Source organism: Streptomyces sp. NPDC107471 (genome assembly GCF_055582845.1).
Genome location: NZ_JBVJPC010000008.1, coordinates 197463 through 223564, shown reverse-complemented (window position 1 = coordinate 223564; position 26102 = coordinate 197463). Strand labels below are relative to the sequence as shown.

Sequence of the window (26102 nt, the reverse complement as noted above, 5' to 3'; positions counted from 1 at the left end):
CCTGGGCAGGAGCTGAGGGCCGCGGGTGAGCGGCCGTCAGGGAGGGGGCGTCAGCGTCCGGATGCGGTGCCGGCTGCCGTCTCCGTGGCCGGTGCGGGGATCCCGGCCGGGGCCGCGACCCGTGGGCGCGGGATGAAGGAGGCGAGGGCGAACGCGAGGACCGCGGCACCCGCGCCGATCGCCATGACGGTCTTGAAGCCGTTCTCGGACGGCAGCGCGTAGCCGCCCAGGTCGATCGTCAACTGGGCCAGGACGACACCGGCGATGGCGCTCGCCGTCGACGTGCCGATGGACCGCATCAGGGTGTTGAGACTGTTGGCGGCCGCCGTCTCCGAGGCGGGCACGGCGCCCATGATCAGTGCCGGCATGGAGCCGTAGGTGAAGCCGATGCCGGCGCCGATCACGCAGGACACCAGCACCAGGTGCCAGACCTCGGACATCAGGACGATGTTCAGCCCGTAGCCGGCGGCCACGATCAGCGCGCCGATCATCAGTGTGACCTTGGGGCCCTTGGCCTTGGAGACGGCCGCGGAGACCGGTGCCAGGGCCATCATCACCAGACCGGACGGGGCCATGACCAGACCGGCGGTCAGCAGGGACCTGCCCAGACCGTAGCCCGTTTGGGTGGGGAGCTGGAGGAGCTGCGGCAGCACCAGCGACATCGCGAACATCGAGAAGCCGATCGCGATCGAGGCGAGGTTGGTGAAGAGGACCTGGCGGCGGGCGGTGGTGCGCAGGTCGACCAGCGGCTGGGAGGTGCGCAGCTCGAAGAGGCCCCAGGCCAGCAGGATGATCACGGCCGCGGCGAACAGGCCGAGCGTGGTGCCGCTCGCCCAGCCCCAGTCGGCGCCCTTGGAGACGGCCAGCAGCAGGCAGACCAGGCCGGCGGTCATGCCGACCGCGCCGACGGCGTCGAAGCGGCCGCCGGTGCGCACCCGGGACTCCGGTACGAGCGCCAGGACCAGGACGAGGGCTATCGCCCCCATCGCGGCCGAGGCCCAGAACAGGACGTGCCAGTCGAAGTTGTCCGCGATGAGCGCGGCGGTCGGCAGTCCCAGGGCGCCGCCGACGCCGAGGGAGGCGCTCATCAGCGCGGTCGCCCCGGCGAGCCGCTCGGCGGGCAGTTCGTCGCGCATGATGCTGATGCCGAGCGGGATCACGCCGGAGGACAGGCCCTGGAGGGCACGGCCCACGATCATCGGGACCAGGGCGTCGCTGAGCGCGCAGGCCACTGACCCGACCACCAGCATCACCACGCTGACCAGCAGCATCCGGCGCTTGCCGAACATGTCGCCGAGCCGTCCGACGACCGGTGTGGCGACCGCCGCCGCGAGCAGGGTCGCGGTGACCGCCCACGCGGTGTCCGAGGCCGGGGCGTCGAGCAGCTTGGGCAGCTCCGGCACGATCGGGATGACCAGGGTCTGCATCAGCGAGACGACGATTCCGGCGAAGGCCAGCACCGCCACCACGGCGTTCGGCCGAGGCGGGGCCACGGCACCCGCGTCGGCGGTTCCGGCGGGAGCGTCGGACATGGAAGGGCCTCCAAGGCAGGGGAAGTGGGCCGGTCTCGGCCTAATTTAAGTCAGGTGCTTGACTTAGCTTAGCGGCCCGGCTGTCCTGGCCGTACGCCGACCGCGGGACCGGGCGCCGTACGCCGACCGCGGGAGCTGTGCATACGTTGCGTAGGCTTCCGGCACGGAACCCGCCGCGGCGTCGGCGGACCTCAGGCGGCTCCAGGGGCTGGCCGTCGGAGGAGGCGGCCAAGTCCCGGTGCGGTGGTGAGCATGGCGGGCAGGACGGTGCGCGAGGAGCAGGTCCACGCGACCCGGGAGCTGATCCTGACCGCGGCCGAGCGCCTCTTCGCCGAGCGCGGTGTCCTCGCGGTGTCCAACCGGCAGGTCAGCGAGGCCGCGGGGCAGGGCAACAACGCCGCGGTCGGCTACCACTTCGGCACCAAGGCCGACCTGGTCCGGGCGATCGCCCGCAAGCACCACGTCCGCGTCGAGTCGATCCGCGCCCGGCTGCTCGCCGGGGCCCGCGGCTCCACCGACGTACGCGCCTGGGTGGACTGCCTGGTCCGGCCCGTGCCCGAACACCTCGCGGAACTGGGCAGCCCCACCTGGTTCGCGCGGTTCTGCGCCCAGGTCATGACCGACCCGGTGCTCCAGCAGATCATGGTCGAGGAGTCCATGGCCTCGCCCTCGCTGCGGCAGATCGTCGAGGGCCTGTACCGCTGTCTGCCCGAACTGCCCCCCGAGGTGCGTGCCGAGCGTGCCGAGATGGCCCGCCATCTGATCGTGCACATGGCCGCCGACCGCGAGCGGGCCCTCGCCGAGAACACCCCGACGCCCCGCGCCAACTGGCACGACGCCGCGACCGGCCTCGGAGACGCCGTGGTCGCCATGTGGACGGCTCCGGTCACACCCACCGGTCCCTGAGGGGAGGGACGACTCCGGCGTGGGCTCAGCCCGCCGGGACGAGCCGCTCGGCGGGAGCGGGTTCGCGCAGGCCGCGCAGCAGCAGCACGCCCAGCGCGGGCAGGACGATCAACGGCACCAGAGCCGCCCGCAGCGACGTGGCGTCGGCCAGCGCGCCCAGCGCCGGCGCGGCCAGCCCCCCGACGCTCACCGTCAGGCCCAAAGTGACACCGCTCGCGGTGCCCACCCGCCCGGGCAGGTAGTCCTGGCCGAGGGTGACGTGCAGGGAGAACGGCACGTACAGGCCGGCCGAGGTCAGGGCGACGAACGCGTACACCGCCGGACCCGGGACGAGCACCACCCCGGCCACGGCGAGCACCGTCAGGGCGTACGCCCCCCGCACCGCGGTGAGGCGTCCGTACCGGTCGGCGAGCCGCCCCCCGAGGACCGTGCCCACCGCACCGCCCGCGTACAGCACGCACAGCGCCGCCGTACCGGCCACGTCCCCGCCGCCGACGCGCTCACGGACGTACAGCGACACGAACGCGCTCAGCCCCACGAACACCACCGACCGGCAGACCACCGCGCCCGAGAGCCGCAGGAACGACGGCCAGTCGTCCCTGCCGCCCTGCCCGCCCGTCGCTCCCGCCGCCGGGCGGGACCGGGACGCGCGCTCGGCCGCCGCGCACAGCGCCGCCCCCGCCACGGCCGGAACGGCCAGCAGGGGAGAGGCGGCCAGGCCGCCGGTGGCGATCACGGCGGCGACCAGCAGCGGGGCCAGCGCGAAGCCGACGTTCCCGCCGAGCGAGAACCAGCCCATCCCCCTGTTGCCGCCGGCCGCGACCGCCCGCGCCGCCCTGGCCGCCTCGGGGTGATAGGCCGCGACCCCGACGCCCGACACGGCGACCGCCGCGAGGGTGAGCGGATAGGAGCCGCAGACCCCGCTCAGCGCGACCCCCGCACCCGCCGTCAGCGCGCTCAGCGGCAGCAGCCACGGCATCGCCCAGCGGTCGGTGAGCGCGCCGAACAGGGGCTGCACGACGGACGACAGCAGGGACGCGGCCAGGACGACACCCGACGCGGCGGCGTAGGACCAGGCCCGCTCGGCCACGAAGAACGGCACCAGGGCGGCGACGGCCCCCTGGTACACGTCCACGCAGGCGTGACCGAGCGACATCAGCGTGAGCGAACGGTTCTTGGGCACGGCACCGAGCCTCGCGCGGACTTCTCCTGGCCCGCTTCCGATAATCTGCCCACTTGTGCCGAACATCCGCCACACGCCGACGGCGCCCACCCGCGCCCAGCGCCTCGCCGCGGGCGCACGCATCGACGCGCACCGGCACGACGACCACCAGATCGTGTACGCGGGCTCCGGCGTCCTCGCGGTCACCACCGACGCCGGCACCTGGTTCGCCCCCGGCACCCGCGCCATCTGGGTCCCCGCCGGCACCGTCCACTCCCACCGCGCCCACGGACAGCTCGACCTGCATCTGCTCGGCCTGCCCGCCGACGACAACCCGCTCGGCCTGGACGCCCCGACCGTGCTCACCGTGGGCCCCCTCCTGCGCGAGCTGATCCGCGCCTACACCCGCGACCCCGCCGACGACAGCCCCGAGCGCCGCCGCCTCCTCGCCGTCCTGCGCGACCAACTGCGCGCCTCGCCGCAGCAGCCCCTGTGGCTGCCCGCCCCGGCCGATCCCCGTCTCGCCGCGGTCTGCGCGCTCGTCCACACCGACCCCTCCGACCCCCGCACCCTGGCCGCCCTCGGCACCGCGACCGGCACCTCGGAACGCACGCTCAGCAGGCTCTTCCGCCGCGAGTTCGGCATGACCTTCCCGCAGTGGCGCACCCAGTCACGCCTCTACCACGCCCTGCGCATGCTGGCCGACGACGTCCCCGTCACGACCGTCGCCCACCGCTGCGGCTGGTCCTCCGCGAGCGCCTTCATCGACGTCTTCCGGCGCTCCTTCGGCTACACCCCGGGCACCCGCGACCGCCCCTCCCCATGAGGACGGAGGCCGCCGGACGACGCGCCGCTACCGTCCAGTAATGTGCGCGGCAGCCCCCCAAGGAGGAACCGTGCCACGGTCTTCACGCTCGCCCCTGCTGCTCGCCGGCCTGCTGGCCACCGCGGGCGCCGCCCACTTCGCCGCACCGCGCTCGTTCGACGCGACCATTCCGAAGGCACTGCCCGGCAGCCCCCGGACCTGGACCTACGCGAGCGGAGCCGTCGAACTCGCGCTCGCCGCCGGCCTGGCGGTGCCGAAGACCCGGCGGACCGCCGCGCTCGCCGCCGCCGCCTTCTTCGTCGGGGTGTTCCCCGCCAACGTCAAGATGGCCGTCGACTGGCGTCACCGCCCCGCACCCCAGAAGGCGGCGGCCCTCGGACGACTGCCGCTGCAGGTGCCGCTCGTGCTGTGGGCCCGCGGCATCGCCAGGAACGGGGAGGGCCGGGCATGAGCAAGTCACTGGAGACGGGTGACAGGGTCGAGGACTTCGAGCTCCCGGACGAGACCGGCACCAGCCGGAAACTGTCCGAGCTGCTCGCCGACGGCCCGGTGGTCCTCTTCTTCTACCCCGCCGCCCTGACCGCCGGCTGCACCGCGGAGGCCTGTCACTTCCGCGACCTGGCCGCGGAGTTCGCCGCCGTCGGCGCCCGGCCGGTCGGCATCAGCGGGGACACCGTCGAACGCCAGCAGGAGTTCGCCGGGCGCCACACCCTCGGCATGCCCCTGCTGTCCGACGTCGACGGGACGATTCGCGAGCTGTTCGGCGTCAGGCGCGGCTTCTCGATGGCCCCCACCAAGCGCGTCACCTTCGTCATCGCCCAGGACCGCACGGTGCTGGAGGTCGTCCGCAGCGAACTGCGCATGAACACCCACGCCGACCGCGCCCTCGAGGCCCTGCGCGCCCACCGCACGTGACGGACGGGGCACGGTTGCCCCGTTTCGGTTGATGCGGTCTGACAATGGGACCATCCTGGACAATATGGAGCACGTCTCCGCTACGGCGGTCACCGATGCCGCGGGCGTCGTGACGGGGTGGAGCGAGGGTGCCCGGCGGCTGACGGGACACACGGCCGAGGAGGCCGTGGGGCGGGCCGCCCGGGACCTGCTCGCCGAGGACCCGCCGGGACCGGCCGTGGCGGCGCTGAAGGGGACCGTCGTGGTCCAGCACCGCGACGGTTCCCTCCTCACCCTCGTCCTGGACGCCTGTCCCGTCCTGGGCGCCGACGGCACGCCGACCGGATACGTCATTACCGGTCGGCGCCCCGGTTCCGCCGAGTCGACCCTGGCCGGGCAGGCCTTCCAGCAGGCCTCGATGTCGATGTCGGTCTTCGACACCCGGCAGCACTACCTGCGCCTGAACGACGTGGCCTGCCGGGTCATGGGGGTGTCCGAGGAAGCCCTGGTCGGCCGCTTCTTCTCGGACACCGTCGAGGACGCCGAGCACAGCCGCGGCTTCCTCGCCAACCTGCGTCAGGTCGCCGAGACCGGCAGACCCGCCCGCTACGAGAGCTTCACCGGCGCGCCCGCCCTCAACCGCGAACACGCCTGGACCTGCGAGATGTGGCCGCTGCACGAGGACGGCTCCGCCGCGCCGACCGCGGTCGCCCTCGCCGCCTTCGACAGCAGCGACCAGTACTGGGCCCGGCAGCGACTGGCCCTGCTCAACGAGGCGGCGGCCACCATCGGCACCACCCTCGACGTGGTCCGCACCGCCGAGGAACTCGTCGGACTCCTCGTGCCCCGCTACGCCGACTTCGCCAGCGTCGACCTCCTCGAATGGGTCCTGGGCGCGGACGAACCGCCCACCGTCCTGGAGGGCGACGTGGCCCTGCGCCGCGTCGCCCACGGCTCCGCCCACGATGGCACCCCCGAGGCCGCCGTCCGTCTCGGCGAGACAGACGTCTACCCCGCCCCCTCACCGCCCGCGCGGGCCCTGCGGGAGGGCCGGGCCGCCGTCAGCCAGGCCGGCGAGCCCGACTTCATGCGCTGGGTCGCCGAACGCAACGCCCGCGCCCCCGCCGGCCGCTCCTACCGCAAGGGCGCCCACTCCCTGCTCGCCGTGCCGCTCAAGGCCCGGGGCACCACCCTGGGCGTCGCGGTCGCCGTACGCATCACCCACCCCGACGACTTCGGCGACGACGACGCCGTCCTCGGCGAGGAGGTCGCCAGCCGGGCCGCCGTCTGCATCGACAACGCCCGCCGCTTCGCCCGCGAGCGCACCACCGCACTGGCCCTGCAGAACAGCCTCCTGCCGCGCGGCCTGCCCGGACAGGCCGCGGTCGAGGTCGCCCACCGCTATCTGCCGTCCGGCTCGCTGGCCGGCATCGGCGGCGACTGGTTCGACGTCATCCCGCTCTCCGGCAGCCGCGTCGCTCTCGTCGTCGGCGACGTCGTCGGACACGGCATCCCGTCCTCGGCGACCATGGGCCGACTCTGCACAGCGGTGCGCACCCTCGCCGACGTCGACCTGCCGCCCGACGAACTCCTCACCCACCTCGACGACCTGGTCACCCACCTCGCCTCCGGCGAACGCGACGACGAGGTCGCCGAACTGGGCGCCACCTGCCTCTACGCCGTCTACGACCCCGTCTCGCGCCGCCTCACCACGGCCGCCGCCGGCCATCCGCCGCCCGCCGTCGTCCTGCCCGACGGCAGCACGCGCCTCGTGCCCCTGAGCGCGGGACCCCCGCTCGGTGTCGGCGGACTGCCCTTCGAGGCCACGGAGATCGAGCTGCCCGAAGGGGCAGTCGTCGCGCTCTACACCGACGGTCTCGTCGAGGACCGGGACCGCGACATCGACCACGCCACCGAGGAACTGTGCCGCGCGCTCACCGCGAGGACCGACACCCTCGACGACCTGTGCGACAGCGTCCTGAAGGCCGTACTGCCCGAGGAACCCGGCGACGACGTGGCCCTGCTGCTCGCGCGGACCCGGGCCCTGGGCGCGGACCGGGTTGCCACCTGGGACGTCGAGCCCGACCCCGCGCACGTGGCCGCGACCCGGCAGGCCGCCACCGACCAACTGGCCGCCTGGGGGCTGGAGGAGACGTCCTTCGTCACCGAACTCGTCGTCAGCGAACTGGTCACCAACGCCATCCGCTACGGCGAACCGCCCATCCAGCTCCGGCTGATCCGGGACCGCACCCTCATCTGCGAGGTCTCCGACGGGAGTTCCACCTCCCCGCACCTGCGGCGCGCCCACGCTTTCGACGAAGGCGGCCGCGGGCTGCTGCTGGTCGCCCAGCTCACCCAGCGCTGGGGGAGCAGGCAGACCGGCGGCGGGAAGACGATCTGGGCCGAACAGTCCCTGGAACCGCCCGAGTTCTGAGCAGTGCGCTCACTCCAAGGAACAGCCGGGGTTGGGCACGTCCTCCGAGTACGGCGAGCCGTGCGGCAGGACGTACAGCACCTCAAGGACCAGCGGGACGTCCCCCTCGTTGCGGCCGAGGTGGACGTCGCCCGGGCCGCCCGGCTCGCGCACGACGGTGCCCTTCGGATAGACGCCGTCACTGGCGCAGTCGGAGTGGTAGTGGCTCAGGGTGCCCTGCTTGACGTACCCGTAGACGGGGCCGTCGTGGTAGTGCCAGCCGGTCGCCTGGCCCGGCGGGACGGTGATCTCCCTGAGGACGTAGTCGGTGTCGCCCACGGTCCTCTGGGCGATCAGCGTGCCGGTCACTCCGGGGCCGGGCGGGGTCGCCTGTGCGGTGCCGCCGGTGAGGACGGTGGCGGCGACGACCGCGCCGGACAGGGCGGTACGGAGCGCGATGCGCATACGGAGGGCCTCCTGGCTCGTGTGCGTGGACGCCGACATGAGCGTCGACGTGTCGCGGTGTACGTCGCTGTGAACATAGAGGCCCAGGAGGTCGGGCGGGGCGGTACTCGGCGGATCTTCCGGCCCTCCGGTTCAGGACTCCTCGGCGACGACCTGCGCCAGCGTCCTGCCGGTCCGCACCGAGCGTGCCCGGCGCGGATCCGGTGAGCCGTGGCCGCGTGCCCGTCCCTCGGCGGTCTTCACCAGCAGCCAGTTGTCCTCGCGGAAGCGGGTGAGCGCATACGCGCCGCGCAGCTTCGTCCCGTGGAGCCGGAAGGTGGCGTGCCCCCGCTCCAGCGACTCCGCGAAGTCGACGGGACGCCCCTTGCGGTCATGGCTCAGGGGCTCGTAGGTGCCGCGGTCCCACACGATCACCGTGCCGCCGCCGTACTCGCCCGCGGGGATCACGCCCTCGAAGTCCTCGTACTCCAGCGGATGGTCCTCCGTCGGCACGGCGAGGCGTTTGTCCTCGGGGAGGCCGGAGGGGCCCTTGGGGACCGACCAGGACTTCAGCACGTCGCCGACCTGGAGCCGGAAGTCGAAGTGCATCGTGCTCGCGTCGTGGATCTGCACGACGAACCGGGGCGCGGCGCCCGTGGGGGCCCGCCGCCCTTCCGGTTCCCGTGTCCGCCCGAAGTCCCGCTTGCCGTGGTAGTCCCTCAGTCGATCGCTCACCTGCGGCTCCTTCCGGCGGTCCCGGGTACCCCTCCCGCTGCTCAGAACTCCTCGTGCACCTCCGGGTCCCCGCCCAGGCGCCGGTGCTCACGGTCGCCGATCGCCGTCACCTCGGCCTCGCTCAGCTCGAAGCCGAACACGTCGAGGTTCGTGCGCTGCCGCTCGGGGTCGCCGGACTTCGGGATCGGCAGGGCGCCGAGCTGGACGTGCCAGCGCAGGATCACCTGGCCGGGCGTGACACCGTGCGCCTCGGCGGCGGCCGCCACGGCCGGGTCGTCGAGGAGGTCCGAGCCGCGGCCCAGCGGGCTCCAGCTCTCGGTGACGACACCCTTGGCGGCGTGGAAGGCACGCAACTCGTCCTGCGGGAGCAAGGGGTGCAGCTCGATCTGGTTGACGGACGGCAGGACCCCGGTCTCCTTCTCCAGCCGCTCGATGTGCGCGGGGGTGAAGTTGGAGACCCCGATGGACCGTACGAGTCCGTCCTCGCGGAGTTTGACCATGGCCTTCCACGAGTCGACGTACTTGTCGACCCGGGGGAGCGGCCAGTGGATCAGGTACAGGTCCACGTACTCCAGGCCGAGCCGGGCGCGGGACTCCTCGAAAGAGGCCAGGGTCTCCTCGTAGCCGTGGTGCCGGCCGGGCAGCTTCGTCGTCACGAGGACCTCCTCGCGCGGGACGCCCGCGGCGGCCACACCACGGCCGACGCCGGTCTCGTTGCGGTAGTTCGTCGCGGTGTCGACGAGCCGGTAGCCGCTCTCCAGGGCGGCGGCGACGGCCCGCTCCGCCTCGGCGTCGTCCATCGGCCAGGTGCCCAGGCCGAGGGCGGGGATCTTCGTGCCGTCGTTGAGCGTGTGCGTCGGGATGCTGATCACGTCCGGACCTTCCCTTGACTGTGTCGTCCCCCCAGCCTCACGGATAGGGTGAGCAATGATCAACCGGACGGGCGGGGACGAGGTCAGCGGACGGCATGGACGGCACCGAGGAGAAGCGGCCGGCGGGGCAGGGGCGTCCCACGTCACGGGACGTCGCCCGGCTCGCCGGCGTGTCGCACACCGCCGTGTCCTTCGTGTTCAACGGCCGCGCCGAGGGCAACCTCTCGCCCGCCACCCAGGAACGCATCCGGCGGGCGGCCACCGAGCTCGGCTACCGCCCCGACCCCGTCGCCCGCGGCCTGCGCAGTCGCCGTACGGCCGTGATCGGACTGGTCACCGACGAGATCGCCTCCTCGCCCTTCGCCGGCCGGCTGCTGCGCGGCGCCATGGAGACGGCCTGGGACAGCGACCACCTCGTCCTCACCGTCGACTCCGGCGGGGACCGTGCCAAGGAGGACGCGGCCGTCGCCGAGCTCCTCGACCGGCGGGTGGACGGCATCATCTACGCGGCCATGTCCCTGCGCCGGGTCCGCGTCCCCGAGGGCCTGCACCGCACCCACTCGGTGCTCGCCAACTGCCTGCCCGACGACGACTCCCTGCCGTGCGTCGTCCCGGCCGAGCGGGCCGGCGGCCGTACGGCGGCCCGGTTGCTCCTCGACCAGGGGCACCGCAGGATCGCGCTGGTCGGGGGCCAGCAGGACATCGCCTCCGTGGAACGCCTGCGCGGCTTCCGGGACGCGCTGCGCGCGGAGGGCGTCACCCTGCCCAAGGAGTGGGTCGTGCGCACCGGCGGCGAGATCTCCAGCGGCTACCAGGGCGCGAGCCGCCTGCTCGACGGCGTCCCCGCCGAGCAGCGCCCGACGGGGATCTTCTGCTACAACGACCGGGTCGCGGCGGGCGCCCTGCACTGTGCGGCACGTCTCGGCATCACGGTGCCCGACGACCTGTCGGTGGTGGGCTACGACGACCAGGAGCACATGGCCGCCCACCTGTCCCCGCCCCTGACCACCGTCGCGCTGCCGCACCGGGCGATGGGAGAGACCGCGGCACGTCTCCTCCTCGACGCCATCGGCACCGGCCGGACCCCGCCCGCCACCGTACGGCGCATCGCCTGCACGGTGGTCACCCGCGGCTCGGTGGGGGCGGCGCGGGCGGTGTGAGGGGTGGGGAGGGACGCGCGTGCCCGGGGCGGGCGGTCACGTGGACGCGGCGGGGGCAGCTTTCGGTGTGCTCGGCACCGGCCGGACCCCGCCCGCCACCGTACGGCGCATCGCCTGCCCGGTGGTCACCCGCGGCTCGGTGGGGCCGGCGCGGACGGTGTGAGGGGCGGGGAGGGACGCGCGTGCCCGGGACGATGGTCGCGTGGACGCGGCGGGGGCGGCTTTCGGCGTTCCCGCCCGCCCGCATGGTCCCGGACGCCTGGCGGGCGTCCGGGGTGGCACCACGCTCACGACCGATCCGAGCGCCGTTCGGTCACGAGCGCACGGCACTCGACCTCGGCCTCGTCCCCCGACACCGTCAGCTCGGCGGTGTCCCCGGGGCGCCGGTACACCCGCTCGGTGACCATCGCCCGGTCCCCGGCGAAGAGTTCGAGCAGGGAGCCGTCGACGAGGACCCGGACGGTCAGCGGTCCCTCGGGGAGCCGCACGACCAGGGGACCGGCGCCGTCCGGCCTCGACCGGGGCCACTCCGAGCGGTCCAGCGTCACGGTGCCCGCCGCGGGCTCCAGCCGCACCGTGAGCTCGGCGCCCGAGGCCGCCCGCAGCAGACCCACCGTGGTGGACGAGCGCGCGGTCACCGTCAGGTCGTACGCGTCCGGCAGCGGTCCCGGGCCCAACGACTCGGTGGCGCGCAGCAGTTCGAGCTCCGGCGCCGGTGCCGTCCGCAGTGAGCCGTCCGCGTGCACGTCCACCACGCGGGGCGCGGTGAGGACCCCGGCCCAGCCCGCCCGGTCCACGTCCTGCTGGGGACGTGCCTCCCAGGACCAGCCCCACAGCAGCGCCCGGTCCCGCTCGGTGTCCTGGAGGACGCAGGGCGCGTAGAAGTCACGTCCCAGGTCGAGTCGGCCGGCGTGCCGGGCGACGAACCTCGGCCCGCCGTCCGGGTGCCGGGTCAGACGGCCCGTGACGTACGCCGTCCCGAGCGGGTCCCCGTCCCACAGGGCCACCGCCAGCACCCACTCGCCCCCCGGCGTGCGCGCCAACTGCGGGCACTCCCAGCCGGTCGCCCCCGGGCCGAGGGCCTCGGCCGTCACCGGGTCCCGGCCGTCCAGCAGCACCCCGGCGAACCGCCAGTCGTGCAGGTCCTCGCAGTCGTACACGAGCACCGACGGCAGGCCGTCCGCGTGCCCGGCGCCCACCAGCGCCCAGCGCCGTCCGTCGCAGCGGAAGACGAACGGGTCGCGGAACATCGTCACGCCCAGGTCCGCAGGCGGTCCGGTGACCACCGGTACCGGGACGGGCTTCCACGCCACGAGTTCGTCGTCCTGGGCCACCGCGAGGCAGATCGAGCCCAGCCCCGTGTGGGTGCGGTCGACGCCGGTGTACACGGCCGTCGGCACCCCGTCGTCGTCCACCACGCACCCCGACCAGCAGCCCGCCTCGTCCGGGCCGCCGGGCGTCGGGGCGAGCGCGACCGGATGGTGCTCCCAGTGGGCGAGGTCGGCGCTGGAGGCGTGTCCCCAGTGGACGTTCGTGTGCACCGGGGCCTGCGGGTTGTGCTGGTAGAAGAGGTGGTGGCGGCCGCGCCAACGGAAGGGACCGTTCGGGTCGTTGGCCCAGTTGGCGGGGGGACGGACCCGGAAGCGCGGGGCGTCGGTGTCAGGGCTCAACGGTTGACTCCTGCGGAGGTGATGCCCTCGCGGAGAGGGCGCTGGCCGACGAGGAACACGGCGACGGCGGGGATCATGGAGAGCACGACACCGGCGAGGACCACCGAGATGGAGCCGGTGCCGAGGTTGCCCTGGAGCGAGACCAGCCCCAGCGGCAGCGTGTAGTTCTGGCCGGAGGTCTCCAGGATCAGTGGCCGGAAGAACTCGTTCCAGTGGTAGTTGAAGGCGAGGACGCCCACGATCGCGAGCCCGGGCGTGGCCAGCGGCGCGTACACGGACCGGAAGGTCCGCCAGGGCCCCGCGCCGTCCAGCATCGCCGCCTCGCCCAGGTCCTTCGGCATGCCCAGGAAGTACTGGCGCATGAGGAAGGTGCCGAACGCGGTCGGGAACGCGGGGACGATCAGGCCGAGCAGGGTGTCGGTCAGGTGCATCGACTTGAGCACGAGGAACACCGGCACGATCGTGACCTGCAGGGGGACCATCATGGTCGCCAGGACCAGTCCGAACAGCGGCTTCTTGAAACGGAAGTCGAGACGCGCGAAGGCGTACCCGGCGAGCCCCGCGGTGATCATCTGGCCGACCGCGATCAGCGCGGTCACCAGCGTGGAGTTGAGCGCGAGGAGCCACACGTCGATCTGGTCGAAGACCCCGCGGTACGACTCGACCGTCGGGTGCGTCGGGATGATCCTCGGGGGCAGGTCGAAGGACTCGGCCGGGGTGCGCAGGGACGTGGAGACCGTCCAGATGACCGGGCCGAGGGTGAGCAGGGCGCAGGCCGCGAGGGCGGCGATGCGCGCCCAGGGGGCGAGCGAGTACCGCGCACGGCTCATGGACAGGGGCCCGGGACTGGTCTTCAGGGTCGCTTGGCTCAAGGGACTCACCGGCTCACTGGTAGTGGACGAAACGCCGGCTGAGCCGGAACTGGAGGGCGGTGACCGCCATGATCAGCACGAACAGCAGCACGCCCACCGCCGACGCCTCGCCGAAGCGGAGCTGCTCGAACGCCGACTCGTAGATGACCATCACGACGGTGCGGGTGGAGTCGCCGGGTCCGCCGTCGGTCAGGACGTACGGCTGCTCGAAGACCTGGAGCGCGTTGATGACCCCGACCACGGTCGCCACCAGCAGGGTCGGCGACAGCAGCGGCAGCGTCACGTGCAGGTGCTTGCGCAGCCCGGTCGCCCCGTCCAGGGAGGCCGCCTCGTGGATCTCCTTGGGGATGTTGTTGAGCCCGCCCACGAACAGCAGGAACGAGAAGCCGAACTGCTGCCAGACGTAGACCAGGATGACCGCCGCCATCGCCGAGTTCTCCGACGTCAGCCACGGCACCGGAGCGATGCCGACCTGCCCGAGGACCCAGTTCACGACCCCGAAGTCCTGGTTGAACAGGTACTTCATCACCACCGAGATCGACGCCGCCGACAGCACCAGCGGGAAGAAGAACGCCGACCGGAACACCGAGCGCAGCCAGAACGGCATGCGTCCGTTCACCGCGAGCGCCAGGACGAGGGCGATCAGGAGCTGGAGCGCCACCGCGAGCACCATGAAGACGAGCGTGTTGCGGAAGGAGACCAGGACGGTCGAATCGGTGAAGACCTCACGGTAGTTGGCGGCCCCGGCCCAGCTCGGGGAGTCGATCACGTTCCAGTGGAAGAGGCTCAGGACGACCGAGCCGACGATCGGCACCACCGTGAAGATCACGATGCCGACGACGGTGGGCGCCAGGAACAGGGTGGCGAGCAGCCGGGTGCCCCGGTCACGGGCCGGGGGCCGCGCGGTGCCGGCGGCGGGCGCGGCCGCGGGGCGGGGCGGCCGTACCGCGGGGATCTGGGTGTTCGTCATACGTCACGCTCCATGGCCTTCTCCAGGTCGCTCTGCATCCGGCGCAGCGCGGGGCCCACCGAACGCCGTGAGGCCAGGGCGGTCCCGGTGTGCTTGAGCAGCACCTGCTCGACCTCGGCGACCTGCGGCGGCGCGGGGATCGGCCCGGTGTCGGGGAACTTGTCGAGGGTGTCGTAGAAGACCTGCCAGTGCTTCGGGCCGGTCTCCTTGTAGCGGTCCGCGGTCAGCATGGAACGGCGGGCCGGGGTCGTCTGGTTGGTCTCGAACAGCCGCATCAGGGTGTCCCTGCGGGCGGCGAACTTGATGAACTCCCACGCCTCGTCCTGCTTCTTCGACGTGCGCAGGAGCGCGTAGCCGGCGGCCCCGAACTGCATGCGCTGGGTGCGCCGGCGGGGGAAGTACTGCACGTCGAAGCTGCCGGGCTCCATCCCGGCGAGGTGCAGACCGCCCGCCCAGAAGCCGCCCGCGGGGGTGACGCCGACCCGGCCGGTGGAGAACACCCCGATGAGGTTCTGGCCGTTGCCGCCCTCGGGGCGGGTGCACAGGTTTTCCTGGATCAGGGAGGCGAGATAGTCGTACGACTCCTCGACGCGCGCGTCCGTGGCCTGCGGGGTGGTCCACCGGAAGCCGCCCCCGCGGCCCCGGCGCTCGGCCGCGGGGTAGAAGCCGTCCCACAGCCACGCGCCGCCCGGTGCCTTGGACTCGGCGAGCAGGTTGGTCCCGTTGGCGAAGAGCCACGGGACGACCCCGCCCCACAGGCGATTGGTCCAGAAGTACGGCGTGAACTGCGAGCCGCTGGACTTCTTCATGTCCCGCAGGAGCTGCGTGAAGTCGTCGCGGGTCCAGTCGGCCGCCGGGAAACCCGCGCCCGCCCGCTTCAGCACCTGGCTGTTGAGGTACATGTCGGCCGCGTTGAACTCGACCGGCAACTGGTAGAGGCTGCCCTCGTACATCATCGACTCCACCAGCGAGGGGTGGACGTCGGCGAAGTATTCACGCAGTTCGGCCGCGTCCCGCCTGACCCACTTGTCGAGGGCGACACCGAGGCGCTGCGCGAAGAGCTGGACGCCCTCGGTGGCGACGTAGACGAGGTCGGGGGCGGTGCCCGCCGCGATCTGGGTGAGGATCTTCGCGAAGAAGTCCGACCAGTCCGTGGCCTGCACCGCGTTGATCCGCAGCTTGATGTCGGGGTGGACCTTCCTGAAGCCCTCGGTGAGGGTCCGGATCGCCTCGGGGCCGTAGGCGGGGCCGAGGGTGGCGACGACGAGGGAGCCGTCGTCGCGGCCGGGGATGTCGGCTCCGGTGAGCCGGTCCCAGCTCGCGGCGGTGCCGGCGAGGGCGGCGGCGCCCGCGCCGTAGGCGCCGTACCGCAACAGGGTGCGACGGGTGAGATGCGAGTCGGTCATCCAACTGGGCCTAACTCGTGTTAGCCAACGTCTGACGCCCCAGATGATGGGAAGTGCGCCACGGACCTGTCAAGGCCCGTGAACACTTGACCTTTAACGAGTTAGGTCCCAGAGTCCTGATCCCGTGAGCCGCCGTTTCCGACGAGAGGGACGAGGTGCGTGTGATGAGCGGGATCTCCAGGAGAGCGCTGATGACGGGATCGGCCGTGGGGGCCGCGGCCGCGGTACTGCCCGCGGGGCCGGCCGCGGCGAAGCCCAAGCCGGCCGCCGCGTGCGCGAGTTACCGGGCCGAGTACCACTTCACGGTCCCCGACCAGTGGAAGAACGACCCGCAGCGGCCGGTGTGGATCGACGGGGAGTACCACTACTACTACCTCTACAACGCCGACTGGACGACCGGCGTCGTGGGCACCGCCTGGCGCCTCGCCACCAGCACCGACCTGGTCTCCTTCACGGACCGGGGCGTGGCCGTACCGAAGGACACGACGGTGAACGGGGACGTCTGGTCGGGGTCCGCGGTGGTCGACACGGAGAACACCGCGGGCTTCGGAGCCGGTGCGGTCGTCGTGCTCGCCACCATGTCACCGCACGACGGGGACGCGGACCAGGCGCAGTACCTGTACTGGTCCACCGACGGCGGCCGCACGTTCACCCCCCACGGCACCGCCCCCGTGCTGCCGAACCCGGGGGTGCGCGACTTCCGGGACCCCAAGGTGATCCGCGACGAGGAGCGCGGCCGGTGGGTGATGGCCCTGGCCGAGAACACCAAGGTGGGCTTCTACCACTCGGCCGACCTCAGGTCCTGGACGTACGTGAGCGGCTTCGTCAAGGACGGCATCGGGGTGCTGGAGTGCCCCGACCTGTTCCGGCTGACGGCCTCGGACGGCACCGTGAAGTGGGTGCTGGGCGTCAGCGCGAACGGCAAGGGGGCGGGACTGCCGAACACCTACGCCTACTGGACGGGCTCCTTCGACGGCACGTCCTTCACGGCCGACGCCGCCGACCCGCAGTGGCTCGACCACGGCTGGGACTGGTACGGAGCCGTCACCTTCGAAAAGCGGGACCCGCACGGCACGCTCGACGAGCGGACCCGGTACGCGATCGGCTGGCTCAACAACTGGGACTACGCCGGCATCACATCGACGACCGACTGCGACGGCTTCAACGGCACCGACTCGATCGTGCGCGAGGTCACCCTCAAGCGGGACACCGCCGGGACGTACTACCTGGCCTCGCAGCCCGTGGCCGCGCTGCACGACCACGTCTCCCGCACCGTGGACCTCGGCGACCTGGAGGTCACCGGGACCCGCGTCCTCGACTACCGGGGCCTCGCCTACGAGCTGACCTGCACCGTCGACCGGAGCCGAGTCCGGGGCGCGGGCGTGCAGGTGCGCCGCTCCCCGGACGGAGGCCGGCACGTCGACGCCGGGGTCTACGACGACTACGCGTTCCTGAACCGGCGGGGCACCGTCAACCCGGACGCGACGGGCCGGTGGCAGGAGAGCCACAGCCCCCTCGCGGGGGACCGGGTGAGACTGCGGATCCTCGTGGACCGCACGTCGGTCGAGATGTTCGTCGACGACGGCCGCTGCACGCACTCCTCGGAGGTTTTCCCGTACCTGATCGACACCGGGGTCGCCCTCTTCTCGATCGACGGCACCGCGCTCTTCGAGGACGTGGTGATACGGGAGTTCAGCGTGTGAGGGCGTGGGCGGTGCCGCCGTCCGCGGCCAGGGCGGCGGCGATCCGCCGATGGGCCTCGCGGCGCTCCTCCTCGGGGACGGGCGGCAGGAGTTCCTCCCACACCGGGAGGAAGGAACCGCGGAGCTGCACCAGCCCCGCGGGCCGGGCGAGGAGCCAGAAGTGCAGGTGGGCGGCGCCGTCGCCCCAGCGGTTGACGTGGACGCGGGCCACGCCGTCCAGGGCCAGGACCGCCCGCTCCGCCCGCTGGAGGAGGGGGCCGAGCTCGGCCGCCCTGTCGGCCGGGAGGTCGGACAGGTCGTGGTGGCCGCGCGGTTGCAGCATCACGACCGCCGGGAGCCGGGACTCGGTGCCGACCTCGTCGAGCCGCCAGTGGTCGTCGGCCCACAGGGCCTGCGTCACCGGTTTCCTACAGGTGCGGCACTCCGCGGGGCCGCCCTCGCCGGCCCGGTCCGGCTCGGGCAGGACGGGCGGCCGCAGCCGCTTGACCCGGAGGTCCCCCTCGAAGGGGAAGGTGTCCCAGGCGGTCACCGAGTCGGCGGGCAGGAGCAGCCGCTCGCCCGTCGGCAGCCGCCGCAGGAAGGCACCGGGCTCCTGGGGAGTTGCGTGCGTGTCCACGCTGGGCAGTCAACCATGGGTGACGTGCCCCGCGGGGCACGGACCTCGGACGAATGCCGGCGATCAACGGAGCACGCATGACGACGGACAAGGGCACGGCGGAGCGGGACGCGGGCATCGAGGTGAACCCGGTGGCCGGGCACATCGGCGCCGAGATCACGGGGGTCGACCTCTCGGACGACCTGGACGACACGGTGGTCGCCGCGATCCGGGCCGCGGTGCTGCGGTGGAAGGTGGTCTTCTTCCGGGGACAGCAGCTCGATCACGCCGGGCACGTGGCCTTCGCCCGCAGGTTCGGCGAGCCCGTCGTGCCGCGCAAGCGCGGCAGCGCCTCGCCCGCGGACTTCCCGGAGGTCGAGACGACCGCCGACCGGCTGGAGCTGGGCGGCAAGTTCGGGATGGAGCACGAGGAGTGGCTGCGGCGGCGACGGCACACCCTGCTGCGCGGCTGGCACTGCGACCACGGGGCGCGGATCGACCCGCCCGCGGCGACGATCCTGCGCGCCGAGACGGTACCGCCGTACGGCGGCGACACACAGTGGTCCAACCTCGCCGCCGCCTACGCCGGACTCTCCGGCCCGGTACGGGAGTTCGTCGACGGACTGCGTGCGGAGCACCGGCTCGGCGTCGGCTACCAGCCCCGCCCGGGCGACGACGCCTACGTCCGGCACCTGCTGGACCACCAGGTCGCCACCCTGCACCCGCTCGTACGGGTCCATCCCGAGACGGGGGAGCGGATCCTCTACGTCAACGGCTACTACGTCGAGCAGCTCGCCGACCTCTCCCGCGCCGAGAGCCGGGCGATCCTCGACATGCTCCTCGAACAGGCGGTCCGCCCCGAGTACACGGTCCGCTTCCGCTGGGAGCCGGGCAGCGTCGCCTTCTGGGACAACCGCGCCACCATCCACCTGGCCCCCGGCGACAACGCCCACCTCGACTTTCCCCGCACCATGCACCGGGTGATGCTCGCGGGTGACGTGCCGGTGGGCGTGGACGGCAAGCCGTCGGAGGCGATCACGGGGAGCGAGGCGGGGCGGTGGTGAGGGGGTCGGGCGGGCCGCCGGGGGGTCGGTGACACGGTTCGCTCGGGTGCGGGTGCGGGTGCGGGTGCGGGTGCGGGTGCGGGTGCGCCGCGGCCCGAGGCGGCTTGCCGTCGTGCCTACGCGCCCGGTGTCCACCCCAGTGCCGGGCCCAGCCTGGTGGCCATGTCGGTGAGGATCTGCACGTAGTCCTCGTGCGCGAAGGTGAAGGGCAGCGCGAACGCCACCTCGTCCACCTCGCGGAACCCGGCGTGCGCGTGCAGGCGTTCGGCGATCTGCTCCGACGTGCCGACGATGTCCGGCGCGAACATCAGCCGTGCCGGGCCCTGCGGTGCGGCGGTACGAGGGGTGCGCTCGGCCGCGTACTCCTCGTACCGCGCCCGCTGCTCGGCCGACGCCGAGTCGGTGGGGATCACGACGAGGCCCTGGGACACCCGGGCCGCCTCCCCGTCCGGATGCGCGGCGCGGAAGGCGCGGATGTGCGACAACTGGATCTCCGCGAAGTCGTACGGCCCCTCGGGAGCCTCCGCCTTGACGACGCTGCTGGTCAGGAAGTTCATGCCGTGCTCCCCGGCCCAGCGCGCCGAGCTCAGACTGCCGCCGCCGTACCAGAGACGCCGGCCGAGGCCGGGGGAGTGCGGCTGGACCCGGTCCGAGAACACCTCGAAGCCCCGCACCCCGCTGAAGTCGCCGGCCGGTGCGCCGCGCACGAGGTCGAGGAACCGCCGCGCCCGCTCGTAGGAGAAGTCCTCGACGTCGGCCGTGTCCGGGTACAGCGCCCCCTTGACGTCGTCGAAGTGCATCGGCGGGCCCACGCTCACACCGGGGTTGACCCGGCCCCCGGACAGGATGTCCACGGTCGCCAGGTCCTCCGCCAGCCGCAGGGGGTTCTCCCAGCCGAGCGGGATCACCGCCGTGCCCAGCTCGATGCGGTGGGTGCGCTGCGAGGCGGCCGCCATGACGGCGACGGGGGAGGAGATGCCGTACTGGAGGTGCCGGTGGCGCAGCCACGCGCTGTCGAAGCCGAGGCGTTCGCCCAGCTCGATGATCTCCAGCGTGGACTCGTGCCCGCGCCGGGGATCCGTCTCGTCGAACAGGCCGATGGTCAGGAACCCCAGTCGGCGCAGGGGGCGGGGGGTCGACGGCACGGGCTCCTCCGGACGTTTGACGTATCAAGTACTACGCCGGTGCCAACCCGGCCGTCACGCGTGATGTTCCCGTTCGTCGGTTGCCGTGGGCCGCGGGCGGGCCAGCGGGATGGTCACCTCGTCCTCGACCGGCGGGTCGATCTCCTGGGCGAGGTTGCCGGTGGCCGCGAAGCAGCGCAGGCGAAGCTCCTCCGGGGTGACGTCCAGCCGCAGGAAGCACTTGAAGAAGGGCGGGCTGTACGTCGCCGAACCGGGTGAGAACAACTGCGTGTAGATCTTGCGCACCGGCAGCCGGAACCGTGAGGTGCGGTCCGGTCGGCCACCCGCCCCGAGGAGGCTCGCCACCAGGCGGGTGCGCAGGGTGACGCGGGCCGGCTCGCCCGGGAGACGGGTGGGCGGGATGCCGAGCCGCTGGGCGATCACCGCGGTGGCCTCGGCCTCGGTGAGGGTGAAGAAGCGGCGCAGGCGCAGCCGCCGGCCGTAGAGCCTGCTGTAGAAGGCCAGGGAGTCGCCGCGCAGCGGATAGCAGCGGAAGTCCTTCTCGGTGACGTTCGCGACGGAGACGTGCGGGATGGTGTGCGTGGCGTGCATGAAGGCGCCGCCGCCGCCCGAGACGACGTACTGGATGGTGCGGCCGTCCACGCCGACCGGATAGCGCTGGTAGTTGTGGATGTCGCCGCCTATCGCCGCGACGTAGTGGTGCTCCGCGTCGCGCACGATGTCGTCGACCGTGCCGCCGCCCTCGATGGCGCACGGGTGGTGCTCGCCGTCCACGTACAGCGGCGAACCGGTGATGAGGATCTTCGGACGCGGGCCCCGGGAGACCTCGCGCAGCCAGGCGCCCTGGTCGGCGTCGAGGGTTCCGAGCAGTCCGGTGTCTATCCCGATGATCCGCACCGGGCCGGCGTCGACCGCCCAGTACGGGCCGGGCTGGACGGCCTGTTGGGACGGGGCCGCACGCAACCGGCGCGCCTCGTCGAGGAGTTGGCCGTCGTTCGCGCGCGGCCGGTGCCACAGCAGGGAGCGCAGCCAGGCGCGGGTCAGGGGGCGGGGCGCGGGCTCGGGGGCCAGGGGCGGGGCGTCGTCGCAGAAGACGCGCATGAAAGCACCGAGGTCCTCGTACCAGTCGTGGTTCCCGGGTATCGCGTAGATCGGCGCCGGATAGTCCTGGTACGGCCGGAAGAACTTCGTGCCGTAGTCGTCCGCGCTGCCCACCGGGTAGATCACGTCACTCGCGACGACCGCGAACCGGGTGTCCTGACTGATCCTCAGAAACCCTGGTACGACGGCGTACTGAGGGTCGTCGCCCTCGCCGGTGTCGCCGATGACCATGAACGAGAACCGGTCCGGGTCCGTGCGCCGGATCACCTTGTCGGCGGGCGCGCCGGCCGCCGCGCGCTGTGCCACCCAGCGGCTTCGGGTGCGTCCGGTGGGGTCCCCGAACCAGGAGGCGACCACGCCGTTGCGGGCCGCCCACAGGGTTTTCGGGTTCAGCCAGGAGATCTTCTGGACTTTGGGCGGCATCAGCCGCGTGTACTCGCCGAGTTGGGCGGAGCCCCAGCCGGCGCCTTCGGCGGTATCGCGAGAGGAGTCAGACACCGGTGCACCGTAACAACGATCTAGGACAGGCCGGGAAGGGGAGTGCCCGGTGGCTGTTCCCTCGACCGGACATCACCGGGTCCGGGGACACCCCGGGGCGGAGCTCACCTGGGCCTGCCGTGCGGTGCGGCCCATCGCGGATCCTGCGGGGCACGGGCGTGGATCACCCGGGCCTCCTGGTCCTTCCCGTCCTCGCGGTCGTCGAGGAGGGCGCCGGAGGACGCCCCGGTGCGCGTGGCCGACGCGGACGAGCGGTTCCAGTCGCCCTCGCCGAGCACCAGGAGGGGGTCGAACATGACCACCACCCCGGCCAGCAGCAGGAAGATCGCCGGTCCCACGAGCATGGGCAGCAGCAGCGAGGTGGGCGAGTCGCCCGCCCACGAGCCGCCGGTCCTGCCGTGCACATGGACGCTGACCGCCGACATGCCCGTGTAGTGCATCCCCGTCACGGCGATGCCCATGATCAGGCTGGCGCCGAGGCTCGTGAGGAAACCCCGGATCGTCACGGCCGCCCACAGGGCAGCGGTCGCGGCGACGACCGCGATGACCACGGAGAGCGTGACGACGGCGGCGTCGTACCGGATCGTCCCGTTGAGGTGCAGCGCCGCCATGCCGAGGTAGTGCATGGCCGCCACGCCGAGCCCGGTGATCACGCCCGCGAAGGCCAGGGTGGGGGTGCTGGCCCCGCGGTAGCCGACGATGAGGACTCCGACGCCCACGACGACGACGGCCACGGCGAGACTGAGGATCGTGAGCCCGGCGTCGTAGCGGACCCGGGTCTCCACGACCTGGAAGCCCATCATGGCGATGAAGTGCATGGTCCAGATGCCGCAGCCGATCGAGGCGGCGCCGAGCGCGAGCCAGCCGGCCTTCCACGACTGGGTGCTGAGCAGGGTGCGCACGATGCAGCGCAGCCCCAGGGCCCCTCCCAGGCACGCCATGAGATAGGCGGCGACCGGGGTCACCGCGCCGTAGCGGAACCCGTCGACCGTACCTTCCATAAGCCAACTCCCCGCAGAGTCATGGCTGGTTGTGGAGGAAGGGTTACGGCTGGCGATCCGGTAAAGCAAGGCCTTACCGCAAGTAAGCAGGGGACTCCGGCGGGGCCGTGTTGAACTTTAGTCACGTGGCGGCGAGTTTCGGCCATCCGGGTTCCAGAACCGCCCGCGTCTGCGAGAGTTGAGCATTTTTCAGCATTGCGGCGGCACAGGTGATGCCGTTCGACGAGGGATGGCGGTGCGCTGCCGCCGCGCGCGCCTCACGTGAAGAACTCGCCCAGCAGCGGCAGCAGCAGGGAGGTGCGCCGCATGAGGGCCATGTGCGTGGTGGCCGGGAGGACGGCCAACCGGGCGTCGGGGATGAGCTGTTGCATCTCGGCCGCGTGCTCCACCCGTACGAAGTCGCTGTCGCCGAGGAGCAGCAGGGTGGGCGCCCGCAGTCCGCGCAGGTCGTCGGCGGACCAGGGCAGCGGGGCGTGGGCGGCCGCCGAGACCTTGGCGAGGAAGTCCTGGAAGTGCTCGGGGCGGGGCGCGACGGCCGCGTAGGCGTCCGCCATCTGCTGGAAGTCGTCCTGGCCGGGCAGCCGGGGCGAGCTGTAGTCCGGGACGCGGACGTCGTCGTGGACCCCGTCCTGGGTGTACATGGTGGCGGCGAGCGCGAGCCGTCCGACGCGCTCCGGATGCCGTACCGCGATCTCCAGCGCGGTCAGGCCACCGAGGCTGAACCCGAGGAAGTCGGCCTGCCGGATGCCGAGTTCGTCGAGCAGCGCCACCACGTCCGAGGCCAGATCCGGCACCGTCATCGCACGGTCGGTGTCGGCGGTACGGCCGTGTCCCTGCAGCTCCGGGGCCACGATCCGCCGGTCGACGGCCAGCGAGGGCAGGACGGCGGAGAAGGTCAGGTCGACGGTGAGGGCACCGCCGTGCAGGAGAACCAGCGGGCGGCTCCCCTCGGGGGCGGCGCCGTGGGTCTCGTAGTACATCTTCAGGCCGTTGACCTCGGCATAGGCGGAACTGTTCGGCACGGTCATCACATCCGTTCTGCGGCGTCGTATGTGTGGAAGACCGGGCACGGCCGCGGAAGTCATCGGTGCGGTGTCGCCCAGGTGGGGCGGGTACCGGCCGCAGCACCATCAGGGCGTCCTCGCGGGCCGCCGCCATGGCGAACGGAAACCGGTCGGCCTCCAGGCAGAGGCGGACGTCGTCCGGATGGATCCCCGGCAGCCCCTCCCGCGCGCCCCGCTCCAGGGAGGCCGCCCAGCGGGAGTCCCGCGCGCGACGGAGATAGGGTTCCGCGTCCACCTCGGCGGACTCGACGCGCCGCGCCAGGTACTCGGCGCACGCGCGGTCCTCCTCGGCCCGCCCCTCCTCGCCGGTGACCACGAACGTCACCTCCCGCGCGCCGCGGTCACGCAGCAGCCGCACGGTGGCGCCGGCCACGACGAAACTCGCGCACAGCAGCAGCCCGGCGTCGGCCACCGCCAGGGCGCCCACCGTGCCCGAGGTCGTCTTCTGCACGATCGTGCGGCCATCAAGGTCGTGATCCGCTAGCAGGGCAGGGGAGTTGAACGCGTCGAACCCGGGTGCGGGCGCCCCGTCCTTGAGGGCCAGCCAGCCCGGATGCCGGGCCTTCAGCTCCAGGGCCTCGCTCTCCGAGGAGGCCAGCACGATCTTCTCCGCGCCACCGGCGAAGGCTTCGGCGGCCACCGTGAACGCACGGAGGACATCGATGACCACGGCGACGGCGGGAGTCCCCGTCAGCTCCGGGATCCCGAGGAAATGGGCACGCATCGGCCCATGATGCCGCAGCTCAGCCGCTGACGGGAGCGGATTCGGGCACCGGCGGCCGGTGCGTTCCTCAAGGGCGAGCGGTCAACTGCCCTCGGCCCGGCTGAGTTCGGCAAGTGTCAGTACGTGGCCGCCGATGCCCCACCCGCCGTCGGTGACCTCCTCGACGAGGACGAGGGTGGCGGCGCGGGCACGTTCCCCGTAGATGTCCACGTAGAGCTCGGTGGTGCGGGTGACGATCTGCTGCTTCTGCTCCTCGGTGAGGCTGCCGGCAGGGACCTTGAAGTTCGCGAACGGCATGACAGTGCTGCTCCGTCTGTGGGGTGGGCCAACGGTGTACGCACACCACGGTCGTCCGGCGCGGCGGGCACAGCCAGGGCTGCGCGCACCCTGGGGTCGGCATCCCCTGGCTCCGCCACCGCGTGCGGCGTGATGATGGCGGGATGAACCTTGCCGAGCTCGCCGCGTTCCTGAGGTCCCGGCGCGACCGCGTACGGCCCGCCGACGTGGGCCTGCCCACCGGGCCGCGGCGCCGGGTCCCGGGCCTGCGGCGCGAGGAGGTCGCGCAACTGGCCGGCCTGTCGGCGGACTACTACACCGAACTCGAACGCGGCGGTGACGTACAGCCCTCCGCGCAGGTGCTGGCCGCGCTCGCCCGGGCGCTGCGCCTCGGCGGCGACGAGCGCGACCACCTGTTCCACCTCGCCGACCGGCCCGTCCCCACCGTGGCCCGGGGCTCGAACGCCCACGCCCAGCCCGCTCTGCTCGGCCTGCTGGACCGGCTCGCCACGACACCCGCGCAGATCATCACCGACCTGCACGAGACGCTCGTCCAGAACGAACTGGCCGCCGCGCTGATCGGCCGCGCCCCCGCCCGCCGCGGCACGGCCGGGAGCTTCGTCCACCGGTGGTTCACCGACCCCGACTCCCGTGCCGTCTATCCCGCCGAGGACCACCCCCAGCACTCCAGGGCCTTCGTCGCCGACCTGCGGGCCGTCGCCGCCCGGCGCGGCCGGGGCACCGAGGTCACCGGGATGGTGGCCGACCTGCGGCGGCGCAGCGAGGAGTTCAGCGCCCTGTGGGACATCCACGACGTGGCCCTGCGGCGCGTCGACCACAAGCGGATCGCCCACCCGACGCTGGGTGTCGTCGCCGTCGACTGCCACACCGTGTTCAGCGAGGACGGACGCCAGCGCCTGCTCTGGTTCAGCGCCCCGCCCGGCACCGAGGCCGCCGACCGCCTGGAACTGCTCTCAGTGATCGGCACCCAGGACATGTCCGCGGAGGACGAGAACACGCTGCGGTAGCCGGCTCGGGGCACGCGCGACCTCGGGAACGGTCACCGGCC

Annotated in this window: 25 protein-coding genes and 1 pseudogene; 10 read left to right on the top strand and 16 right to left on the bottom strand. The window is 72.7% G+C overall.

What is annotated here, in order from left to right; genetic code table 11:
• Positions 1-50: 50 nt before the first annotated feature.
• Positions 51-1532, bottom strand: a complete 1482-nt coding sequence (locus ACZ66S_RS26815) for an MFS transporter (protein ID WP_469904077.1) — start codon at positions 1530-1532, stop codon at positions 51-53.
• 252 nt (positions 1533-1784) lie between these two features.
• Here ACZ66S_RS26815 and ACZ66S_RS26810 point away from each other — a divergent pair, with 252 nt between their 5' ends.
• The gene (locus ACZ66S_RS26810; RefSeq protein ID WP_469904076.1) at positions 1785-2438 is read left to right on the top strand and encodes a TetR/AcrR family transcriptional regulator; all 654 of its coding nucleotides are present in this window, start codon (positions 1785-1787) and stop codon (positions 2436-2438) included.
• Positions 2439-2463: 25 nt separating this feature from the next.
• Here ACZ66S_RS26810 and ACZ66S_RS26805 read toward each other — a convergent pair whose 3' ends face one another.
• The gene (locus tag ACZ66S_RS26805) at positions 2464-3594 is read right to left on the bottom strand and encodes an MFS transporter (protein ID WP_469904335.1); all 1131 of its coding nucleotides are present in this window, start codon (positions 3592-3594) and stop codon (positions 2464-2466) included.
• A gap of 82 nt (positions 3595-3676) precedes the next feature.
• Between ACZ66S_RS26805 and ACZ66S_RS26800 the strand changes: the two genes are divergently transcribed.
• The 4 genes from ACZ66S_RS26800 (at position 3677) to ACZ66S_RS26785 (ending at position 7754) form a co-directional block, all read left to right on the top strand.
• The gene (locus ACZ66S_RS26800) at positions 3677-4426 is read left to right on the top strand and encodes an AraC family transcriptional regulator (RefSeq protein ID WP_469904075.1); all 750 of its coding nucleotides are present in this window, start codon (positions 3677-3679) and stop codon (positions 4424-4426) included.
• A gap of 70 nt (positions 4427-4496) precedes the next feature.
• Positions 4497-4877: a DoxX family protein gene (locus ACZ66S_RS26795; protein ID WP_469904074.1), complete on the top strand. Its 381-nt coding sequence runs from the start codon at positions 4497-4499 to the stop codon at positions 4875-4877.
• Entirely contained in the window at positions 4874-5341 is a 468-nt protein-coding gene (locus tag ACZ66S_RS26790) for a peroxiredoxin (RefSeq protein WP_469904073.1), read from the top strand. Before ACZ66S_RS26795 ends, ACZ66S_RS26790 begins: the two co-directional genes overlap by 4 nt.
• 64 nt (positions 5342-5405) lie before the next feature.
• Complete coding sequence (locus ACZ66S_RS26785) at positions 5406-7754, top strand: SpoIIE family protein phosphatase (protein WP_469904072.1); 2349 nt, start codon at positions 5406-5408, stop codon at positions 7752-7754.
• 9 nt (positions 7755-7763) lie between these two features.
• On the opposite strand, the gene ACZ66S_RS26780 is transcribed toward ACZ66S_RS26785, so the two are convergent.
• The 3 genes from ACZ66S_RS26780 to ACZ66S_RS26770 all read right to left on the bottom strand — a co-directional run bounded on the left by ACZ66S_RS26780 (position 7764) and on the right by ACZ66S_RS26770 (position 9784).
• On the bottom strand, positions 7764-8198 hold the full coding sequence (locus ACZ66S_RS26780) for a cupin domain-containing protein (protein ID WP_469904071.1): 435 nt from the start codon (positions 8196-8198) through the stop codon (positions 7764-7766).
• A gap of 132 nt (positions 8199-8330) precedes the next feature.
• On the bottom strand, positions 8331-8912 hold the full coding sequence (locus ACZ66S_RS26775) for a DNA polymerase ligase N-terminal domain-containing protein (protein ID WP_469904070.1): 582 nt from the start codon (positions 8910-8912) through the stop codon (positions 8331-8333).
• A 41-nt stretch (positions 8913-8953) separates the two neighbouring features.
• Positions 8954-9784 (bottom strand): aldo/keto reductase, encoded by an 831-nt coding sequence (locus tag ACZ66S_RS26770; protein ID WP_469904069.1) that lies wholly within the window; start codon positions 9782-9784, stop codon positions 8954-8956.
• A 95-nt stretch (positions 9785-9879) separates the two neighbouring features.
• Here ACZ66S_RS26770 and ACZ66S_RS26765 point away from each other — a divergent pair, with 95 nt between their 5' ends.
• Positions 9880-10944, top strand: a complete 1065-nt coding sequence (locus ACZ66S_RS26765) for a LacI family DNA-binding transcriptional regulator (RefSeq protein WP_469904068.1) — start codon at positions 9880-9882, stop codon at positions 10942-10944.
• A gap of 19 nt (positions 10945-10963) precedes the next feature.
• The gene (locus ACZ66S_RS26760; RefSeq protein ID WP_469904067.1) at positions 10964-11107 is read left to right on the top strand and encodes a hypothetical protein; all 144 of its coding nucleotides are present in this window, start codon (positions 10964-10966) and stop codon (positions 11105-11107) included.
• A 124-nt stretch (positions 11108-11231) separates the two neighbouring features.
• Here the strand turns inward: ACZ66S_RS26760 and ACZ66S_RS26755 are convergent, their stop codons facing one another.
• From ACZ66S_RS26755 to ACZ66S_RS26740, 4 genes are read right to left on the bottom strand one after another with little or no spacing between them, the layout of a single operon-like run.
• The gene (locus ACZ66S_RS26755) at positions 11232-12614 is read right to left on the bottom strand and encodes a glycoside hydrolase family 32 protein (protein ID WP_469904066.1); all 1383 of its coding nucleotides are present in this window, start codon (positions 12612-12614) and stop codon (positions 11232-11234) included.
• Complete coding sequence (locus ACZ66S_RS26750) at positions 12611-13444, bottom strand: carbohydrate ABC transporter permease (protein ID WP_469904334.1); 834 nt, start codon at positions 13442-13444, stop codon at positions 12611-12613. The genes ACZ66S_RS26755 and ACZ66S_RS26750 overlap by 4 nt, the downstream gene beginning before the upstream one ends.
• A gap of 55 nt (positions 13445-13499) precedes the next feature.
• Positions 13500-14456: a carbohydrate ABC transporter permease gene (locus tag ACZ66S_RS26745; RefSeq protein ID WP_469904065.1), complete on the bottom strand. Its 957-nt coding sequence runs from the start codon at positions 14454-14456 to the stop codon at positions 13500-13502.
• Positions 14453-15862, bottom strand: coding sequence for an extracellular solute-binding protein (locus ACZ66S_RS26740; RefSeq protein WP_469904064.1), 1410 nt, complete (start codon positions 15860-15862; stop codon positions 14453-14455). The genes ACZ66S_RS26745 and ACZ66S_RS26740 overlap by 4 nt, the downstream gene beginning before the upstream one ends.
• Before the next feature lie 164 nt (positions 15863-16026).
• Between ACZ66S_RS26740 and ACZ66S_RS26735 the strand changes: the two genes are divergently transcribed.
• A complete protein-coding gene (locus tag ACZ66S_RS26735; protein ID WP_469904063.1) occupies positions 16027-17565 on the top strand; it encodes a glycoside hydrolase family 32 protein in 1539 nt (512 codons plus the stop codon).
• On the opposite strand, the gene ACZ66S_RS26730 is transcribed toward ACZ66S_RS26735, so the two are convergent.
• Positions 17555-18181, bottom strand: a complete 627-nt coding sequence (locus ACZ66S_RS26730) for a hypothetical protein (RefSeq protein WP_469904062.1) — start codon at positions 18179-18181, stop codon at positions 17555-17557. The genes ACZ66S_RS26735 and ACZ66S_RS26730 overlap by 11 nt on opposite strands.
• Before the next feature lie 77 nt (positions 18182-18258).
• Between ACZ66S_RS26730 and ACZ66S_RS26725 the strand changes: the two genes are divergently transcribed.
• On the top strand, positions 18259-19224 hold the full coding sequence (locus ACZ66S_RS26725) for a TauD/TfdA dioxygenase family protein (protein ID WP_469904061.1): 966 nt from the start codon (positions 18259-18261) through the stop codon (positions 19222-19224).
• A gap of 116 nt (positions 19225-19340) precedes the next feature.
• Here the strand turns inward: ACZ66S_RS26725 and ACZ66S_RS26720 are convergent, their stop codons facing one another.
• The 6 genes and pseudogenes from ACZ66S_RS26720 to ACZ66S_RS26695 form a co-directional block, all read right to left on the bottom strand.
• Entirely contained in the window at positions 19341-20369 is a 1029-nt protein-coding gene (locus ACZ66S_RS26720; protein ID WP_469904060.1) for an LLM class flavin-dependent oxidoreductase, read from the bottom strand.
• A 54-nt stretch (positions 20370-20423) separates the two neighbouring features.
• Positions 20424-21968, bottom strand: a complete 1545-nt coding sequence (locus tag ACZ66S_RS26715) for a metallophosphoesterase family protein (protein WP_469904059.1) — start codon at positions 21966-21968, stop codon at positions 20424-20426.
• Between the two features lie 104 nt (positions 21969-22072).
• Entirely contained in the window at positions 22073-22969 is an 897-nt protein-coding gene (locus tag ACZ66S_RS26710; RefSeq protein ID WP_469904058.1) for an MHYT domain-containing protein, read from the bottom strand.
• Positions 22970-23226: 257 nt separating this feature from the next.
• A complete protein-coding gene (locus ACZ66S_RS26705; RefSeq protein ID WP_469904057.1) occupies positions 23227-23997 on the bottom strand; it encodes an alpha/beta fold hydrolase in 771 nt (256 codons plus the stop codon).
• Positions 23998-24073: 76 nt separating this feature from the next.
• A pseudogene (locus ACZ66S_RS26700) lies at positions 24074-24757 on the bottom strand (2-phosphosulfolactate phosphatase); the annotation flags it as partial.
• 81 nt (positions 24758-24838) lie between these two features.
• The gene (locus ACZ66S_RS26695) at positions 24839-25054 is read right to left on the bottom strand and encodes a 4-oxalocrotonate tautomerase family protein (RefSeq protein ID WP_469904056.1); all 216 of its coding nucleotides are present in this window, start codon (positions 25052-25054) and stop codon (positions 24839-24841) included.
• 143 nt (positions 25055-25197) lie between these two features.
• Here ACZ66S_RS26695 and ACZ66S_RS26690 point away from each other — a divergent pair, with 143 nt between their 5' ends.
• Complete coding sequence (locus ACZ66S_RS26690; protein ID WP_469904055.1) at positions 25198-26061, top strand: helix-turn-helix transcriptional regulator; 864 nt, start codon at positions 25198-25200, stop codon at positions 26059-26061.
• The last annotated feature ends 41 nt before the right edge of the window (positions 26062-26102 follow it).